General features: G+C 72.8%; 16 protein-coding genes. 5 read left to right on the forward strand and 11 right to left on the reverse strand.

What is annotated here, in order from left to right:
- Window positions 1-58: 58 nt before the first annotated feature.
- Entirely contained in the window at window positions 59-1162 is a 1104-nt protein-coding gene (locus ASD06_RS09560) for an NADH-quinone oxidoreductase subunit D (protein WP_082537913.1), read from the forward strand.
- Between the two features lie 637 nt (window positions 1163-1799).
- Window positions 1800-2456 (forward strand): DUF1684 domain-containing protein, encoded by a 657-nt coding sequence (locus tag ASD06_RS09565; RefSeq protein WP_056676212.1) that lies wholly within the window; start codon window positions 1800-1802, stop codon window positions 2454-2456.
- Here ASD06_RS09565 and ASD06_RS09570 read toward each other — a convergent pair whose 3' ends face one another.
- The 3 genes from ASD06_RS09570 to ASD06_RS09580 all read right to left on the reverse strand — a co-directional run bounded on the left by ASD06_RS09570 (window position 2457) and on the right by ASD06_RS09580 (window position 4995).
- Window positions 2457-3455: a glycine betaine ABC transporter substrate-binding protein gene (locus ASD06_RS09570; protein WP_056676213.1), complete on the reverse strand. Its 999-nt coding sequence runs from the start codon at window positions 3453-3455 to the stop codon at window positions 2457-2459.
- A 131-nt stretch (window positions 3456-3586) separates the two neighbouring features.
- A complete protein-coding gene (locus ASD06_RS09575) occupies window positions 3587-4309 on the reverse strand; it encodes an ABC transporter permease (RefSeq protein ID WP_056676508.1) in 723 nt (240 codons plus the stop codon).
- Window positions 4306-4995 (reverse strand): ABC transporter permease, encoded by a 690-nt coding sequence (locus ASD06_RS09580; RefSeq protein ID WP_369853715.1) that lies wholly within the window; start codon window positions 4993-4995, stop codon window positions 4306-4308. Before ASD06_RS09580 ends, ASD06_RS09575 begins: the two co-directional genes overlap by 4 nt.
- A gap of 35 nt (window positions 4996-5030) precedes the next feature.
- On the opposite strand from ASD06_RS09580, the gene ASD06_RS09585 reads away from it, so the two are divergent.
- The 3 genes from ASD06_RS09585 to ASD06_RS09595 are packed head-to-tail and all read left to right on the forward strand — an operon-like array spanning window position 5031 to window position 7633.
- Complete coding sequence (locus tag ASD06_RS09585; protein WP_056676214.1) at window positions 5031-6188, forward strand: ABC transporter ATP-binding protein; 1158 nt, start codon at window positions 5031-5033, stop codon at window positions 6186-6188.
- Between the two features lie 55 nt (window positions 6189-6243).
- Window positions 6244-7074: a hypothetical protein gene (locus ASD06_RS09590; RefSeq protein ID WP_056676215.1), complete on the forward strand. Its 831-nt coding sequence runs from the start codon at window positions 6244-6246 to the stop codon at window positions 7072-7074.
- Between the two features lie 13 nt (window positions 7075-7087).
- Window positions 7088-7633 (forward strand): dihydrofolate reductase family protein, encoded by a 546-nt coding sequence (locus tag ASD06_RS09595; protein ID WP_056676219.1) that lies wholly within the window; start codon window positions 7088-7090, stop codon window positions 7631-7633.
- A gap of 38 nt (window positions 7634-7671) precedes the next feature.
- On the opposite strand, the gene ASD06_RS09600 is transcribed toward ASD06_RS09595, so the two are convergent.
- From ASD06_RS09600 to hpt, 8 genes are all read right to left on the reverse strand, one after another.
- Window positions 7672-9348: an HD-GYP domain-containing protein gene (locus ASD06_RS09600; protein ID WP_056676222.1), complete on the reverse strand. Its 1677-nt coding sequence runs from the start codon at window positions 9346-9348 to the stop codon at window positions 7672-7674.
- Between the two features lie 129 nt (window positions 9349-9477).
- The gene (locus ASD06_RS09605) at window positions 9478-9966 is read right to left on the reverse strand and encodes a DUF3180 domain-containing protein (RefSeq protein WP_056676223.1); all 489 of its coding nucleotides are present in this window, start codon (window positions 9964-9966) and stop codon (window positions 9478-9480) included.
- Entirely contained in the window at window positions 9963-10511 is a 549-nt protein-coding gene (folK, locus tag ASD06_RS09610) for a 2-amino-4-hydroxy-6-hydroxymethyldihydropteridine diphosphokinase (protein WP_200941995.1), read from the reverse strand. The genes ASD06_RS09605 and folK overlap by 4 nt, the downstream gene beginning before the upstream one ends.
- Entirely contained in the window at window positions 10508-10903 is a 396-nt protein-coding gene (gene folB / locus ASD06_RS09615) for a dihydroneopterin aldolase (RefSeq protein WP_235502286.1), read from the reverse strand. Before folB ends, folK begins: the two co-directional genes overlap by 4 nt.
- On the reverse strand, window positions 10900-11802 hold the full coding sequence (folP, locus tag ASD06_RS09620) for a dihydropteroate synthase (RefSeq protein ID WP_056676518.1): 903 nt from the start codon (window positions 11800-11802) through the stop codon (window positions 10900-10902). Before folP ends, folB begins: the two co-directional genes overlap by 4 nt.
- Window positions 11803-11806: 4 nt before the next feature.
- On the reverse strand, window positions 11807-12373 hold the full coding sequence (gene folE, locus ASD06_RS09625) for a GTP cyclohydrolase I FolE (RefSeq protein WP_056676521.1): 567 nt from the start codon (window positions 12371-12373) through the stop codon (window positions 11807-11809).
- Between the two features lie 14 nt (window positions 12374-12387).
- Entirely contained in the window at window positions 12388-14424 is a 2037-nt protein-coding gene (ftsH, locus tag ASD06_RS09630; RefSeq protein WP_056676224.1) for an ATP-dependent zinc metalloprotease FtsH, read from the reverse strand.
- A 183-nt stretch (window positions 14425-14607) separates the two neighbouring features.
- Window positions 14608-16128, reverse strand: a complete 1521-nt coding sequence (gene hpt / locus ASD06_RS20000; protein ID WP_082537883.1) for a hypoxanthine phosphoribosyltransferase — start codon at window positions 16126-16128, stop codon at window positions 14608-14610.
- Window positions 16129-16243: the final 115 nt, after the last annotated feature.

Raw genomic sequence — 16243 nt, forward strand, 5'->3', positions numbered from 1 at the left:
CCAGACCGGACGCGAGCTGACCGTCGGCGTCGGCGCCGGCGGCCTGGCCACCGCCGACATGGTGCTCAATATCGGCCCGCAGCACCCGGCCACCCACGGCGTGCTGCGGCTGCGGCTGGTCGTGGACGGCGAGCGGATCGTCAGCGCCGATCCCGTGATCGGCTACATGCACCGCGGCGCGGAGAAGCTGTTCGAGGTGCGCGACTACCGGCAGATCATCGTGCTGGCGAACCGGCACGACTGGCTGTCGGCGTTCGCCAACGAGCTCGGTGTGGTGATCGGCGCCGAGCGGATGCTCGGCATGGAGGTGCCCGAGCGGGCCGTCTGGGCCCGCACGCTGCTGGCCGAGCTCAACCGGGTGCTCAACCACCTGATGTTCCTCGGCTCGTACCCGCTGGAGCTGGGCGCGATCACGCCGATCTTCTACGCGTTCCGCGAGCGCGAGGAGATCCAGGCCGTCATGGAGGAGGTCTCCGGCGGCCGCATGCACTACATGTTCAACCGCGTGGGCGGTCTGAAGGAGGACCTGCCGGCGGGCTGGCTCGGCCGGGTCGCGGCCGCTGTGGCTGCGGTGCGCCGTCGGCTGCCTGACCTCGAGGGCATGCTCGTGGGCAACGAGATCCTGCGGGCGCGCACGCGCGGGGTGGGCGTGCTGTCGCGCGAGCTCGCTGCGGCGTACGGCGTCAGCGGCCCGATCGCGCGCGCGAGCGGCCTCGACCTCGACCTGCGCCGCGACGAGCCGTACCTCGCATACGGCGAGCTGTTCGGGCCCGGCGGCCCGGGCCGGGTGGTCACGCGCACCGAGGGCGACGCGTTGGCCCGGCTCGAGTGCCTGCTGGAGCAGGTGCACGTCTCGCTCGACCTGGCGGAGGCCTGCGTCGACCGGCTCGCGGCGCTGCCGGCGGGGCCGGTGAACGTGCGGCTGCCCAAGGTGCTGAGGGTGCCGGAGGGGCACAGCTACACCTGGACCGAGAACCCGCTGGGCATCAACGCCTACTACCTGGTGTCGCGCGGCGACAAGGTGCCGTGGCGGCTGAAGCTGCGCACGGCGTCCTTCGCGAACGTCCAGGTGCTCTCGCGGCTGCTGCCCGGCTGCCTCATCGCCGACATGGTGTCGGTGCTGGGCTCGATGTTCTTCGTCGTCGGCGACGTCGACAAGTAGCCCCTCACCCCGCCGACCTCGCGCAGATACCCGCCATTTCCCGGTGAAACGGGCGCATTGACGCCCGCACCAGCCGGAGAATGGCGGGGATCTGCGAGACGCGGTCAGGCGGTGTGGCGGNGCCGGGTCGCCGGCCGCGAGCTGTGCGGTCACTTGCGCCTCGCGAGCCTGGTCGACCTCGGCGAACACCGCCGACTCGGCGTCCTCGGCCGTCGCCGGGCCGAGGGCCTCGGCCACTGGGAGGGGGAAGAGCTTGATCACCGGGTGGGGCACGGTGTCGACCAGCGGGTCGGCGCTGTGAGCCACCGGGACGACGGCGAGCCGGGTACCCGAGACGAGCGTCACCGGCGCGGGGACCGTCGGCACCGCGGCGAGCGCCTCACCCGGAGTACGCGGCGCCGAGACGCTGGCGGGCAGGCCGAGCGCCGCCGCTTCGAGGCGGTGCCTACCGTGGTAGCCGCGCCCGAGGGCAGCAGCGATCACCGCACTGACGAGCCGCCAGCGCAGAGAACGAGTACCCCGGTGCCTACCAATCACGACACGAAGCGTACTGCGTCACAGCAGTCACATCTGTCACCCGATTGTCGGCGTGTCGCGCTCGACCGGGCACGCAGAGTCACCGTGACAGGATCGGGCGATGACCTCCTCGCGTGACTCCGCGGCCACCGCCCTCGCCGTCACCGACTGGCGGCGCCGGGTCCACGACCTCTACCGCGAGGTCCGCGAGGCCGGCGACCCCGCCGAGGCGCACACCCGCTGGGTGCGCGGCCGCGACGAGCTGTTCGCCACGCACCTCGCGACGCCGCTCCTGCCCGAGCACCGCGCCGACTTCGCCGGGCTGGTCGTGACCGACTACGACCCGCGCTACCGCTTCGAGGCGAGCATCGAACCGGCTGACGCCGGACCCGACGCCTTCACCGCCACGACCGGCACGGACGGTGAGGTGCCGTACGAGCGGTTGGGACGGGTGCGCCTGCAGGCACCGGACGGCGAGGTCAGCCTCGACGTGTGGCGCCTGGCGTCGTACGGCGGTGGGCTGTTCGTGCCGGTGCGCGACGCCACGTGCGGCCGCAGCGCCTACGGCGGTGGCCGCTACGTGCTCGACACCGTCAAGGGAGCCGACCTCGGTGCCGGCGCTGGCGAGGGCACCGTGGTGATCGACCTGAACTTCGCGTTCAACCCCTCCTGCGCCTACGACCCCGCGTGGGCCTGCCCGCTCGCACCCGCCGGCAACACGACCGCGGTGCCACTCCCCGTCGGGGAGCAGCACCGCGGGCCGTGGGTGCAGGCGTGATCAGCCGGCGGCCAGCGAGCCGTCCGAGCTGAAGACCAGGCCCAGCGCGATCTCCCCCTGCTTCAGGGCGTTCTTGGTGAGCGGACCACCGGCGTCCAGCGCCTTGAACGAGGTGATCGAGAGCCCGTAGGTCTTCTCGAGGCCGGGCTGGCAGAACGGGCGCTGCGGGCACTCGGGCGGCCCACCGAGCACCAGCCCACCGCACTTGTCGCCGAGCTCGGACAGCGTCGAGACGTCGTACTTGTCGGCGAACGCCTTGGTGACGGCGAACGCGTTCTGGTCGGCGGCCTGCGAGGGCTCGCCGAAGACGAGGCCGACCTTCTCGCCCAGCTTCGTCAGCTCGGCGACGGTGGCCTGCAGGTCGCTGGACGCCTTGGCCTGCGCGTCGGCGCCGTTGATCTTCTTGTTGAGGAACTCGGTGAGCGTGCCGACGTACTCGGGCACGACGGTGAGCGTGCCCTTCTCGAGCTCGGGCTCGTACACCTCACGGTTGCCGACCGTGCGCACCGAGGCGTCGAAGCCCGCGGCGTTCAGGGCGATGGCGTAGAGGTTGGCCACGATCTGGTTCTCGCTGAAGTTGGCCGCACCGACCGTGACCGCGCCCGAGCCTCCCGACGCCGGGGCGTCGAGGCCCTTGGCCGCCGCGTACTCCTTGGCGACGTTGGCCGGCGACTGGCGCTCGATGTCAGCCTTCTTGTTGAGGCCGACGAGGTCGTCAGTGGTCAGAGCGGCTGACACCTTGTTGACCGCGGCGAGCAGCGCGTCGGAGCTCTTCGCCTTGTTGACGGCGGGGATGAGGTTGTCGACCGTCTGCAGCTTCTTGTCGTCGTCGAGCACGACGAGCTCCTGACCGGGCACGGGTGCGCAGGCGGCCTTCGCCGCGCCACCAGAGCTGCTGGACGACGGCGCTGCGGTGCCGGACGAGCCGGCGTCACCGCACGCAGAGAGAGCGAGCGTGGCAGCGAGCAGCACGCCGCCAATCAGAGTGGGCCTTCGCATGAGCAGCTTCTTCCTGTGCCTTCTGTGTCCCGTGCGGGGTTCCGCACGCGTGTCCGGCAGGCCCGAGGCCCGCGAGGAGAGTCAAGCGTGGACCACTGACAGCCCACGGCGCGACCCAGAATCACTGAAGATCAGGTCACGAGCCGTCCACGGCGCAGGGCCTGAGGGGTCACCGCCCGCTGCACCGTCGCCATCACCAGCTCGAGCACGAGGCACAGGACGGCGATGAGCAGGCCGCCCGCCAGCACCTCGTCGAAGCGCCGCTGGCCGAAGCCGAGGTTGATGAGCACTCCGAGCCCCCCGCCTGCGACCAGGGCAGCCAGCGACGCGGTCGCGCAGACCTGCACCACGGCTGTCCGCAGACCTGCAGCCACGAGCGGCACGGCGAGCGGCAGCTCGACGTCGCGCAGCACCTGCCAGCCGCTCATGCCCATGCCCCGCGCCGCGTCGCGGGCGTCGGGGTCGACCTGAGAGACACCGACGAACGCGTTGGCGAGCAGGGGTGGGATGGCGAAGATCGCGAGGGCCAGGATCGTCGGCCGGTTACCGAAGCCGAGGTCGCCGACGGCGAAGATGGTGAGCAGCGCCAGGGTCGGGATCGCGCGCGAGAGGTTCGACACCACCACCACGAGCGTCCCGCCGCGGCCCCGGTGACCCATCCAGATGCCCACCGGGAGCGCCACGGCGCAGGCCAGGACCACGGCCGCGAAGGTGATCCACAGGTGCTCGACCGTGAGGGCGGCGACGCCGTTCGGTCCGCGGTAGTTGAGCGGGTCGTTGAACCACGTGATGGTGCGCTGCAGGATGCCCTCGCCGTCCGCGGCGAACGCCGGCAGCGCCGCGACGGCGGTCATGACGCGCTCCGGCGGGCCCACGGCGTGAACGCGCGGGTGATGACGAGCAGCACGAGGTCGAGCACGAGCGCGAGCGCCACCGTGAGCACGGTCGAGGTCATGATCTCGGCGCGGTAGAAGTTGTTCTGAAAGCCCGCGAGCAGCAGCTGCCCGAGTCCGCCGTACCCGACGATCACGCCGACGGTGACCAGCGCGACGGTGGACACGGTGGCCACGCGGACGCCGGTCATGATCGCCGGTAGCGCCACGGGCAGCTCGACCTGCCACAGCATGCGGCCGGGCCCGTAGCCCATGCCCCGCGCGGCGTCGATGACGTCGTCCGGCACCGACTGCAGGCCCACCAAGGTGTTGCGTACCAGCACCAGGAGCGCGTAGAGCACCAGACCGATGAGCACCGTGGTGCGCGTGGCGCCGGTGAACGGCGCGAGGATCGCGAACAACGCGAGCGACGGGATCGTGTAGAGCACGCCGCTGACGCCGAGCACCGGGCCGGCGAGGCGCGGACGCCGCGCGGCCAGCACCGCGAGCGGGAAGGCGATGACCGACGCGACGACGACCGCGACGACCGTGAGCAACACGTGCTCTTGCAGAGCCGCCACGATCGCGGAAGTGTTCTCCCGAGCGAACTGCAGTGAGAACCAGGGATTGGGTGGCTGGTCGGCCGCCGACACGGCGCCCACCACCAGGTGAGCGCCCTGCGACAGGCCGTAGGAGGTCACGCGTGGACGGTACCCGAGGAGTCGCCATCCGGCTCGAGCGTGTGGGCAAGACCTACGCCGACGGGACGATCGCCGTCCAGGACCTCGACCTCGCTGTGGAGCCGGGGGAGCTGGTGGCCCTCGTGGGCCCCAGCGGCTGCGGCAAGTCGACGACGTTGCGCATGGTCAACCGCCTCATCGAGCCGACGACGGGCCGGATCTTCTTGGGAGACAAGGACATCACGCAGACCGACCCGGTGAAGGCCCGGCGCGACATGGGCTACGTGATCCAGCAGGTCGGCCTGTTCCCGCACCAGACCGTGCGGCGCAACACCGCGACCGTGCCGCGACTGCTGGGCTGGGACAAGGCCCGAACCGCTTCACGCGTCGACGAGATGCTGCTGCTGGTGGGCCTCGACCCTGACACGTACGGCGACCGCTACCCGCACGAGCTGTCCGGCGGCCAGCGCCAACGGGTCGGTGTGGCCCGCGCCCTCGCTGCCGACCCTCCGGTGCTGCTCATGGACGAGCCCTTCGGCGCGGTCGACCCGATCGCGCGCGACCGCCTGCAGGCGCAGTTCCGCGACATCCAGGCCGAGCTCGACAAGACCGTGCTGTTCGTGACCCACGACATCGACGAGGCCGTGCGCCTGGCTGACCGCATCGCGGTGTTCAGCGTCGGGGGCCGCCTGGAGCAGTTCGCTGATCCCGCAACGGTTCTGGGGGCTCCGGCCAACGAGTTCGTGGCCGACTTCGTCGGTGCCGACCGCGGCCTTCGGCGCCTCGCCGTGACGCCCATCGAGCCCACCGACCTCGAGCACCCGCCGACGGTACGCCCCGACCAGCCGCTCGCCGAGGCCCGCGCTGCCATCGAGCACGCGCCTGAGCCGTACGCCGTCGTCGTCGACGCCGCGGGACGGCTGCGGGGCTGGGTCGGCCTGCGCGAGACCACTGGCTCCGGCACCGTCGGCGACCGGTTGCGGCGCTTCGACGAGACGGCCGACGTCGGCGACACCTTGCGTCGCGCGCTCGCCGAGATCGTGCAGCACGACGCCGGGTGGCTGCCGGTCGTGGACGGCGAGCGCTACCTCGGCGTCCTGACGCCGACGTCGGTGCACGCGGCGCTGCGCCGCACGGTCCCCCAGCGTTACGGCGCCACCGAGGGCGCCGGCGCGCACTGAGCCGCAGCCCCACCTCGGTGACCTAGGGTTCGACGATGCGCGCGTTGAACATCCGGTGCCACCAGAGCTCCTGGGGCGGTGGGTCGGCTGGTTCGCGCCGGCGGAGCAGCCCTTCCTGCTGCCCGCCGAGCTCGACGGCGCCGCCGGGCTGCGGGCCGACCCTCGCCCCCTGCCGGACGAGCTGCGCGACACCTACTGGATCTACGGCGACGACGCTGACCTGCCGAGGGTGTGGCTGAGCGAGCAGGAGTTCCTCGCGCTGGAGCGCCCGACGCGCATCGCCCTGCTCGCCGCTCAGCGTCGGCTGGGTCGCGAGCTGGTGCCGAGCGTTCGCGGCTACCGGCACCAGCTGGGAGACACCGCCAGAGGCCAGGGCGACGGGCACCGGTTCGTGTGGTGGCCCTCCCTCATCGCCGGCCACGAGCAGGCGGTGCTGCGCGAGTACATCGAGGAGGGCCGCCGTCCGAGCCGCCACGACGAGGTGACCGAGACGACCTGGCGACAGGCGCAGTCGCTGCTGCCCGGAGCGCGCGAGCTCGCCGGCACCTTCCCCCGCGCGAGCGGCCCGAACTGCTTCGGCGCGGTGATGGCCGCCGCCGGGGTTCCTGGTGCCGCCACCGAGTGGATGCAGCGCGAGCCGTTCGAGCAGTGGCTGTCCGACGCCACGCTGCCCGGCGGCACGGACGACCGGCTCGGCACGGTGATGGTGTGGCGCTCACCCGACGGGCTCGTGCAGCACGCCGCCGTGGCCCTCGGGGACGGTTGGGTGCTCCACAAGCCGTCGCAAGGGTGGATGAGCCCGGTGAAGGTGCTCACGGCGGACGACGCCAAGCGCAGTGCGCGCGCAGCTGGACGGCGGCTGCAGCGCTACCGAATGACCCACTGAGAGGACCCTGACGATGTCCGAACGACGAAAGGTCGTGGCCGCGTACTTCCTGTCACTGGACGGCGTGGCCGAGGCACCCGACCGGTTCCTCACCGCGTGGGACGACGAGACCGACGCGAGCGGCGAGCGGCTGATCTCGACCCAGGACGTCGTGGTGCTCGGGCGCCGCACGTACGACGAGTGGGCGGCCTTCTGGCCGACCAGCGACATCGAGCCGTTCGCGTCGTTCATCAACGCCGTCCCCAAGCACGTGGCGACCTCGTGTCCGCTGGATCCGGCCTGGGCGAACGCACAGGTGATCGACGGTGACCTCGTCGACTTCGTGCGTCAGCTCGCGGCGCAGCCGGGCGGCGACATCGGGATCCACGGCAGCATCTGCATCACCCGCACGCTCCTGGGCGCAGGCCTCGTGGACGAGCTGCGGCTGGTCGTCTCCCCCACCATCGTCGGCAGCGGCCGGCGGCTGCTCGACGGCCTCCCGTTCGCTCGGCTCGAGACGATCCGCAGCGCCACCTCGCCCAGCGGCCACCTACTGGTCGAGTACCGCGTGCTTCGCTGACTCAGCCTGCGCGGCGCACACCACCGCGATGCCGCGGCTCAGTGCTTGCCGGGTGGCTTCGGCCGCACCGGCGGCTGGGCGGTCTCGTGCCCTGAGCCGGCGCCGCCGGACTCGCCCGTCGGCTCGGGGCCGGACGGCTGCGCGGGGGTGGGCGCGGGCTGCGCAGCGCCCTCGCCGGGCTTCGCTGGTTGCGACCCGTGCTGCGGCTGGGGCTGCGTGGCGGGCGTGCCGCCGCCCTGCTTGCCGCCCTGCTGGCCACCCTGCTGGCCGCTCTGCTTGCCGCCCTGCTTGCCGCCCTGCTTGCCGCCCTGCTGGCCACCCTGCTTGCCGCCCTGCTTGCCGCCCTGCTTGCCGCCCTGCTTGCCGCCCTGCTTGCCGCCCTGCTTGCCGCCGGTGCTCTGCCGCCCAGCCGCACCGTGCTCGCCGGCTGTGCTCGCCACGCCCTCTGCTGAGGACGACGGCCCTTCGCTGCGACCCGCCGCATCCCGGGCAGCGCTCGAGGCCTGTGTCGGCCGAGTCGTCACCGAGGTCGGTGACGGTCCCGAGACCGACGACGCCGGCTGCGGCGTCGCGTGCACCGCCGGCCGCACGGCTGGCGTCGAGTGGGCCGGGCGGCTGGGCGCCGACGCCGGCACGGCGGGCACCGCGACGCCCGTCGTGGCGACGACCGCGCTGACGCCCGCCGTCGTGACCGCCGCCTGGGCGGTGGCCCCGGTGAGGTCGACGATCCGCGCGCCGCCGTCGCCGAGCCAGCGCAGGAGCGGCGCGTTGACGAGGAAGGCGAGTGGACCCACCGCCCACAGCAGCCGCGGCAGCGCGATGCCGAGGAAGCTGCGCACCAGAGCGGGGTCGAAGTGCGTGCCAGCGCAGCGCGTCAGCTCGGCTCGGGCAGCGAGCACCGTGCGGGCCGCCTTGTAGGAGCGGGCCGCCGTCATGGTCTCGAAGGCATCGACCAGCGTGATCACGCGGCCGGCGAGCGAGATCTGCTCGCCGACCAGCCCCATCGGGTAGCCCGTGCCGTCGTACCGCTCGTGGTGCTGGATGATGCCGGGGTACCAGGGCCCCAGCCAGTCGGCGAGCGGGCGGGCCAGCCGTGCGCCCACTGCCGGGTGCGAGCGGACGACCTGCCACTCGGAGTCGTCCAGCGTGCCCGGCTTGTTGAGGATGCCGGCGCTGACCTCGAGCTTGCCGATGTCGTGGATCAGCGCCGCCCACCGCATCCGCGCGCAGTCGGGCTCGTCCAGGCCCAGCTCCTGGGTGAGCAGGTCGCAGAACAGTCGCACGCGCTCGCTGTGGCCCCGCGTCCGCTTGTCGTGGTGGCTGAGCGCGGTGACGAGGGCGAGCATCGTCACGGCGGCCTCGTGGGCGCTGGTGTCGTCCCCGTCCAGGAAGTGGCGGATCTCCACCGCGCTCGTCGAGCGGCGCACGACGGCGAGCCGACTCGGCGCGCGGTCGGGGAACACCATGGTCATGCGCAGCAGCAGCGCCAAGGGTGTCAGGCGGATCGTGAGCCGCGACGCCAGCAGGCTCACGCCCACCGCGGTCGACATGGCGAGCACGATGACCCAGAGGGGGTCGGCGTGCCCCGCGAGCGCAGCCCGCACCGCCCGAGCCGCCACCCACCCGACGCCTAACGGGATGCCGTACTGGACGGCGCGCACGAGCGCCGACAGCACGGGCCGACGGCGCCAGACGCCGTCCTGCCTGCCAGCCACGAGCTCTCCTCGCCCCACGGGTGCCTCAACCGAGAGGAGCCAGCTGCTGGACTCCGTGTCACCCCCTCGACGGCACCGCAGGGCCGCTTGAGCGTCGGGCCCGGTGCCTCCACCGAACGGAGCAGCGCCTCAGGTGGCGGCGGGGCTGGCGGGGCTCCCGCCGTGGTGCTCGTCGTCGTCGGTGAGGTCGACCCGGCACCAGCGCTCGACGAGCCAGCCGACGACCCACAGCACCACCGCGGTGAGCAGGCTCACGATCGCGCGCACGAGCACGGCACGTCGGGACGCGACGTCGGCGGTGGGCAACAGCGCCAGCACCTGGGCGGCGTACCAGCCGCCGAGCAGCGCGCCGGAGTACTGCGAGGCCTTGGCGAGCACCACCGTGCGCGCCGCCCGCAGCGGGTCGAGCGGGCGCTCACGGCGCCCCTTGGTCCACTGCCGCACCGGCCAACCGAGCGCGAGGACGACGGCGGCGAGCACCAGCATCACGATCGCAGCGGTCCACGGCACCATCGGCAGCTCGCCGCCGTTGGTCACCCACAGCCGCAGGCCGACCCAACCCACGACGGTGATCGCACCCGCCACGGCGAGCAGGCGCAGGGTGGGGGTGGGCCTCATCGCAGCGGCCCGACGTCGGCTGGTTCGAGATCGGCTCGGTCGGGCGCGGCCTCGGCGAGCTCGCGCACCAGGCGGACGGCGCCCCCCGGCGTCCGCAGCAGGGCGTCGGGCTGCACCTGCGACCACGGCACGAGGACGAACGCGCGCTCGTGCGCGCGGGGGTGGGGCAGCGTCAGGCGCGGGTCGTCGCTGACCACCTCGGTGCCGGTCTGGACGACGCCGTAGCTGATGAGGTCGAGGTCGAGCGTGCGTGGGCCCCAGCGCTCCAGGCGCACGCGCCCGAACTGCGCCTCGACGCGGTTCAGCACCGCGAGCAGCTCATCGGGCGCCAGCCCGGTGCGCACGAGGGCCACGGCGTTGAGGTAGTCGGGCTGGTCGCTGCCGCCCACCGGCCGGGTCGTCGCCACGGGCGACACCGCGTCGACGGCCACACCGTCGACGACGTCCAGCGCGTCGAGCGCGCCGCGCAGGGCCGCCTCGCGCTCGCCGAGGTTGGCGCCGAGCGCCACCACCGCCACCGTGGCGGGTGCGTCGGCGGGGATCACGCGCGCCACCGGCGGATCCGCACCTGCACGTCGTCGAACGGCACCTCCACCGGCGCCTGCGGCTTGTGCACCGTGACGTCGGCTGCCACCACGGGCTCGGGCGCGAGCGCGACGGCGGCGATGCGCTCGGCGAGCGTCTCGACCAGCTGCACCGGCTCGCCGCGCACGACGTCGACCACCTGCTCGGCGAGCACGCCGTAGTGCACGGTGGCGGTGAGGTCGTCAGCGGCTGCGGCCGCGCGGGTGTCGAGGTGCAGCACGACGTCGACGACGAAGGTCTGGCCGAGCTGCTGCTCGTGCTCCAGCACGCCGTGGCGCCCGCGGGCGCGCAGCCCGACGAGGGCGATCTGGTCGAGCGGTCGCCCGTCGGCGTCCAGCACGGGCGAGGTCACGAGGCGCTACCGCCCGGCCCGAGCGGCTCGGCGGCCGCCCGGCTCGCCGCGACGACGCGCACGGCGTCGGCGCTGGGCCGCACCTCGTGCACGCGCACGCACCACGCTCCCGCCTGTGCGGCCAGCACGGTGGTGGCGACGGTGGCGGCCTCGCGCTCCTCCACCGGCCGAGGCGATCCGTCGGCGCCTGCCAGCAACGAGCCCAGGAACCGCTTGCGCGAGGCACCGACCAGCAGCGGCCGGCCGAGCGCGTGCAGCTCGTCGAGCCGGCCGAGCAGCGCCCAGTTGTGGTCAGCGTCCTTGGCAAAGCCCAGGCCGGGGTCGAGCACCAGCTGCTCGACGTCGACCCCCGCGGCCACCAGTGCGTCGACGCGCCCGCGCAGCTCGGTGACCACGTCGGTGACGACGTCGTCGTAGTGGGCCAGGGCGTTCATGGTCTGCGACGGTCCGCGCCAGTGCATCACGACGAACGGCGCGCGGGAGGCGGCGGCCACGTCGGCCATGCCGGCGTCGGCGAGCCCGCCGCTGACGTCGTTCAGCACCACCGCTCCGGCGCCCAGCGCCGCCTCGGCCACGCCCGCGCGCATGGTGTCGATGCTCACGCTCACACCCTCGGCCGCCAGCGCCCGCACCACGGGCAGCACCCGGCGCAGCTCCTCCTCGGCCGACGGCCGCTGCGCCCCGGGCCGGGTCGACTCGCCGCCCACGTCCACGACGTCCGCGCCGTCAGCGACCAGCTCCAGCCCGTGGCGCACGGCGGCGTCGGGATCGAGCCAGCGGCCGCCGTCGCTGAAGGAGTCGGGCGTCACGTTGACCACGCCCATGACGAGGCACCGCTCGGTGGCGGTCCGTTCCAGGGACGCAGGCAGGCCGAGCACCCGTGTCGACACCGTCGCCATCACGTCAGCTCCGGCCGCGCAGCAGGCTCATCGCCTCGGCGCGCGTGGCGGCGTCCCGCAGCTGCCCGCGCACCGCGCTGGTGATCGTGGTCGTGCCCGGACGCCGCACGCCGCGCATCGCCATGCACAGGTGCTCGGCCTCGATGACGACGAGGACGCCGCGCGGCGACAGGTGCTCGACCAGCGCGTCAGCGATGTCGCTGGTCATCCGCTCCTGGATCTGGGGGCGCCGGGCGTAGACGTCGACCAGCCGCGCCAGCTTCGACAGCCCGGTGACCCGGCCGTCGGGGTTGGGGATGTAGCCGACGTGCGCGACGCCGTGGAACGGCAGCAGGTGGTGCTCGCACATCGAGTACATGTCGATGTCGCGCACCATGACGAGCTCGTCGTGACCGATCTCGAACGTCGTCGTGAGCACGTCGGCGGGCGACTGGCCGATGCCGGCGTAGATCTCGGTGAACGAGCGCGCGACCCGCTCGGGGGTGCCGCGCAGGCCGTCGCGCTCAGGGTCCTCACCGATCGCGAGCAGCAGCTCGCGCACGGCGGCAGCAGCCCGCTCCTGGTCGACCACGACCACTCCGCCGGTCAGGCGCCGGGGTCGACGGTGCCGCCTTCGGGCACCTCGACGACGGCAGCCGGCGGCCGCTCGCGCTCGTCCTGGGGGGCGTGGCCGTTGCTGGCTGCACGCTCTGCGGGCGTCTTCACGGGAGGCAGGTCGCTGATCGGGCGCCGCTCGCTCGACAGCCACACCGGCCGCTCGGGCGCCTTGCGGACGTTCTGGAAGATCTCGAGCAGCTCGGGGCCACCGAGGGTCTCCTTGTCGAACAGCTGCAGGACGAGCTCGTCGAGCACGTCGCGGTTGTCGACCAGCACCTGCCAGGCCTCGTCGTGCGCGGCCTCGATCAGCCGGCGCACCTCCTCGTCGACGATGCCCGCGACCTCCTCGGAGTAGTCGCGGCCGTGGCCCATGTCGCGGCCCATGAAGACCTCGCCGCTCTCGTTGCCCAGCTTGATGGCGCCGATGCGCTCGCTCATGCCGAACTGCGTGACCATGCGACGAGCCAGGCCGGTGGCCTTCTCGATGTCGTTCGAGGCACCGGTGGTGGGGTCGTGGAAGACGAGCTCCTCGGCGACGCGGCCACCCAGGGCGTACGCCAGCTGGTCGAGCAGCTCGTTGCGCGTCGTGGAGTACTTGTCGTCGACCGGGAGCACCATCGTGTAGCCCAGCGCCCGGCCGCGCGGCAGGATCGTGATCTTGGTGACCGGGTCGGTGTTGTTCAGCGCCGCCGCCACCAGCGCGTGACCACCCTCGTGGTACGCGGTGATCTTCTTCTCCTTCTCGTTCATCACCCGGCTGCGCTTCTGCGGACCGGCGACCACGCGGTCGATCGCCTCGTCGAGCGCGGCGTCGTCGATGAACTTGGCGTTGCTGCGGGCCGTGAGCAGCGCGGCCTCGTTGAGCACGTTGGCGAGGTCGGCGCCGGTGAAGCCGGGGGTGCGACGGGCGATGACCTCCAGGTCGACGTTCGGGCCCATCGGCTTGCCCTTGGAGTGCACCTTCAGGATGTGCTCGCGGCCGGCCTTGTCGGGGGCGTCGACCGAGACCTGCCGGTCGAAGCGGCCCGGGCGCAGCAGCGCCGGGTCGAGGATGTCGGGGCGGTTGGTGGCCGCGATGAGGATGACGTTGGTCTTGACGTCGAAGCCGTCCATCTCGACGAGCAGCTGGTTGAGCGTCTGCTCGCGCTCGTCGTGACCGCCACCCATGCCGGCGCCGCGGTGGCGGCCGACGGCGTCGATCTCGTCGACGAAGATGATCGCGGGCGCGTTGGCCTTGGCCTGCTCGAACAGGTCGCGCACGCGGCTGGCGCCGACACCGACGAACATCTCGACGAAGTCCGAGCCGGAGATGCTGAAGAAGGGGACGCCGGCCTCGCCGGCCACCGCACGGGCCAGCAGGGTCTTGCCGGTGCCGGGCTGGCCGTAGAGCAGGACGCCCTTGGGGATCTTGGCGCCGACGGCCTGGAACTTGGCCGGCTCGGCCAGGAACTCCTTGATCTCCTGCAGCTCCTCGACGGCCTCGTCGACGCCCGCGACGTCGGCGAAGGTGACCTTGGGGGCTTCCTTGCTCACCATCTTGGCCCGCGACTTGCCGAAGCTCATGACGCGGTTACCGCCGCCCTGGGCCTGGCTCATGAGGAACCAGAACAGGCCGAGGATGATCAGGATCGGCAGCACCGACACCAGCAGCGACGAGACCCAGCTCGGCTGCGGGTTGTTGTCGTTGAAGCCGCCGGGCAGCTTGCCGGAGTCGGCGGCGGCGTTGACCACCGAGACGACCTGGTCGCCGCGCGGGGTGATGTAGAACGCCTGGACGTGCGTGGCGTTCTTGACGCCGTCACCGGTGAACGACTCGCCCTTGCGCAGCGTGAGGTCGATGCGCTGGTCGCCGTCGACGAGCTTGACCTTGTCGACCTTGCCCTGCTCGATGAGCTGCAGCGCCGAGCTGGTGTCGATGCGCTGGAAGGACTCACCGATCGAGCCCAGCCGCAGCACGGACAGTCCGATGAGCACGATGAGCACGACCCAGATGAACGGGCCCCGAAGGATGCGCTTGAAATCCATGGTCACGGGGCTCGCGGCGCCCCATCCTCCTGCTCGGTCGACGCCTCCTGGCGTGCTGGTGTGTGCTGCTGGTGTGCTGGCTCACGTGACGGTCACGCCGTGACGGTCAGGCAGTGAGACGGTACACCGGCACAACGTCCGGCTGCCCCCGCGTGTTCCGGTCAGACGTTGTTCAGGTCCTGGTCAGGAGTAGACGTGGGGGGCGAGCGTGCCGACGCAGCGCAGGTTGCGGTAGCGCTGGTCGTAGTCGAGGCCGTAGCCGACAACGAACTCCGGGGCGATGTCGAACCCGACGTACTTGACGTCGACCTCCACCTTCGCCGCCTCGGGCTTGCGCAGCAGCGTGCAGATCTCGACGGACTCCGGCTTGCGCGAGCGTAGGTTCGACACCAGCCACGACAGGGTCAGGCCGGAGTCGACGATGTCCTCGACGATGAGCACGTTGCGGCCGGTGATGTCGCCGTCGAGGTCCTTGAGGATGCGCACGACGCCGGACGACCGGGTGCCCGAGCCGTACGACGACACCGCCATCCAGTCCATCTCCGCCGGGTGGTGCAGCGCGCGGGCGAGGTCGGCCATCACCATGACGGCCCCCTTGAGCACCCCCACCAGCAGCAGGTCACGACCGGCGTAGTCGGCGTCGATCTGCTCGGCCAGCTCGGCCAGCCGAGCGAGGATGCGCTCCTCCGGGATCAGCACTTGGGCCAGGTCGTCCGCCATGTCGGTGTGGTCCACGAGGAGCAGCCTGCCACATCGGCGCAGGGCCCGGACGCCGCCCGGCAGCGCCACCGGCCCCTGCCCCTTCCAGCGCGTAAGGAGCGCGTCGACCGCCTCCACGTGACGTGCCGAGAGCCGGCCGGGCGGGCAGCCGGCGCGGGCGGCCAGCAGCCGCAGCACCCGGCGCCGCACGGCGGGTGCGAGGGCGGCGAGCTGCGCGACATCGACGCCCGGGGCGCGGCTGCGGGCGTCCAGGCGCTGCAGGTGGTCGGCGGCGAGCGCGTCCAGGGCGTCGGCGTCGTCGCGAGCCAGGGCAGCCGTGCGGGCCAGGGCCGCGGTGACACCGGGGCCGAGCGTCTGCTCGAGCTGGGGCAGCAGGCGGCGTGCGCGCACGCGCAGGTAGCGCTCGTCGGCGTTGTGGGGGTCGTCCCAGGGGGTGAGGTCGAGCGCCTCGCACGCCTGGCGGGTCGTCGTCCGGGCGACGTCGAGCAGCGGGCGGCGCAAGGGGCCGCGGCGCTCGGCCATGCCCGCCAGCGAACGGGTGCCCGAACCGCGCACGAGTCCCAGCAGGACGGTCTCGGCCTGGTCGTCGCGGGTGTGGCCGAGCAGCACGACGTCGGCGCCCTGGCGCGCGGCAGCCTGCTCGAGCGCGGCGTACCGGGCGGTCCGCGCGGCCGCCTCGGGGCCGGTGCCGTCGTCCGGGACGACGACCCGCACCACCTCGACCGGGTCGAGTCCCAACTCGCGGCAGGTGCGCGCGGCCCGCTCGGCCAGCGCGGCGGAGCCGGGCTGCAGGCCGTGGTCGACGACGACGGCCCCGACCGTGAGCCCGGCACGCGGCGCCACGAAGGCCGTGGCCGCGGCCAGCGCGAGCGAGTCGGCGCCGCCGCTCACCGCCACGAGCACGTGGCGGCCGGCCGGGACGTCGGCGAGCGCCGTCCGGACGGCGACGCGCACCGCCGCCACGGCGGGGTCCGGACCGGTCACGCACTCAGCCTAGGTGTGGCGCGGGGGCACCCTGCTGCATTCGCGCGTGACGACTGGGTGCCCCAGCTGCCATAGGTTGGCGACGGGGTGCCACCGCGCCAAACAGCGGGAGAGG

The organism is Angustibacter sp. Root456 (assembly GCF_001426435.1).
In the GTDB taxonomy this organism is placed as follows: Bacteria; Actinomycetota; Actinomycetes; order Actinomycetales; family Angustibacteraceae; genus Angustibacter.

Excerpts from the sequence above, each read along its gene's own strand:
- ASD06_RS09560 (WP_082537913.1), top strand. The coding sequence starts at position 59 with ATGGTGCTCAATATCGGCCCGCAGCACCCGGCCACCCACGGCGTGCTG.
- ASD06_RS09565 (WP_056676212.1), top strand. The coding sequence starts at position 1,800 with ATGACCTCCTCGCGTGACTCCGCGGCCACCGCCCTCGCCGTCACCGAC.
- ASD06_RS09570 (WP_056676213.1), bottom strand. The coding sequence starts at position 3,455 with ATGCGAAGGCCCACTCTGATTGGCGGCGTGCTGCTCGCTGCCACGCTC.
- ASD06_RS09575 (WP_056676508.1), bottom strand. The coding sequence starts at position 4,309 with ATGACCGCCGTCGCGGCGCTGCCGGCGTTCGCCGCGGACGGCGAGGGC.
- ASD06_RS09595 (WP_056676219.1), top strand. The coding sequence starts at position 7,088 with ATGTCCGAACGACGAAAGGTCGTGGCCGCGTACTTCCTGTCACTGGAC.
- ASD06_RS09605 (WP_056676223.1), bottom strand. The coding sequence starts at position 9,966 with ATGAGGCCCACCCCCACCCTGCGCCTGCTCGCCGTGGCGGGTGCGATC.
- folP (WP_056676518.1), bottom strand. The coding sequence starts at position 11,802 with ATGGCGACGGTGTCGACACGGGTGCTCGGCCTGCCTGCGTCCCTGGAA.
- ftsH (WP_056676224.1), bottom strand. The coding sequence starts at position 14,424 with ATGGATTTCAAGCGCATCCTTCGGGGCCCGTTCATCTGGGTCGTGCTC.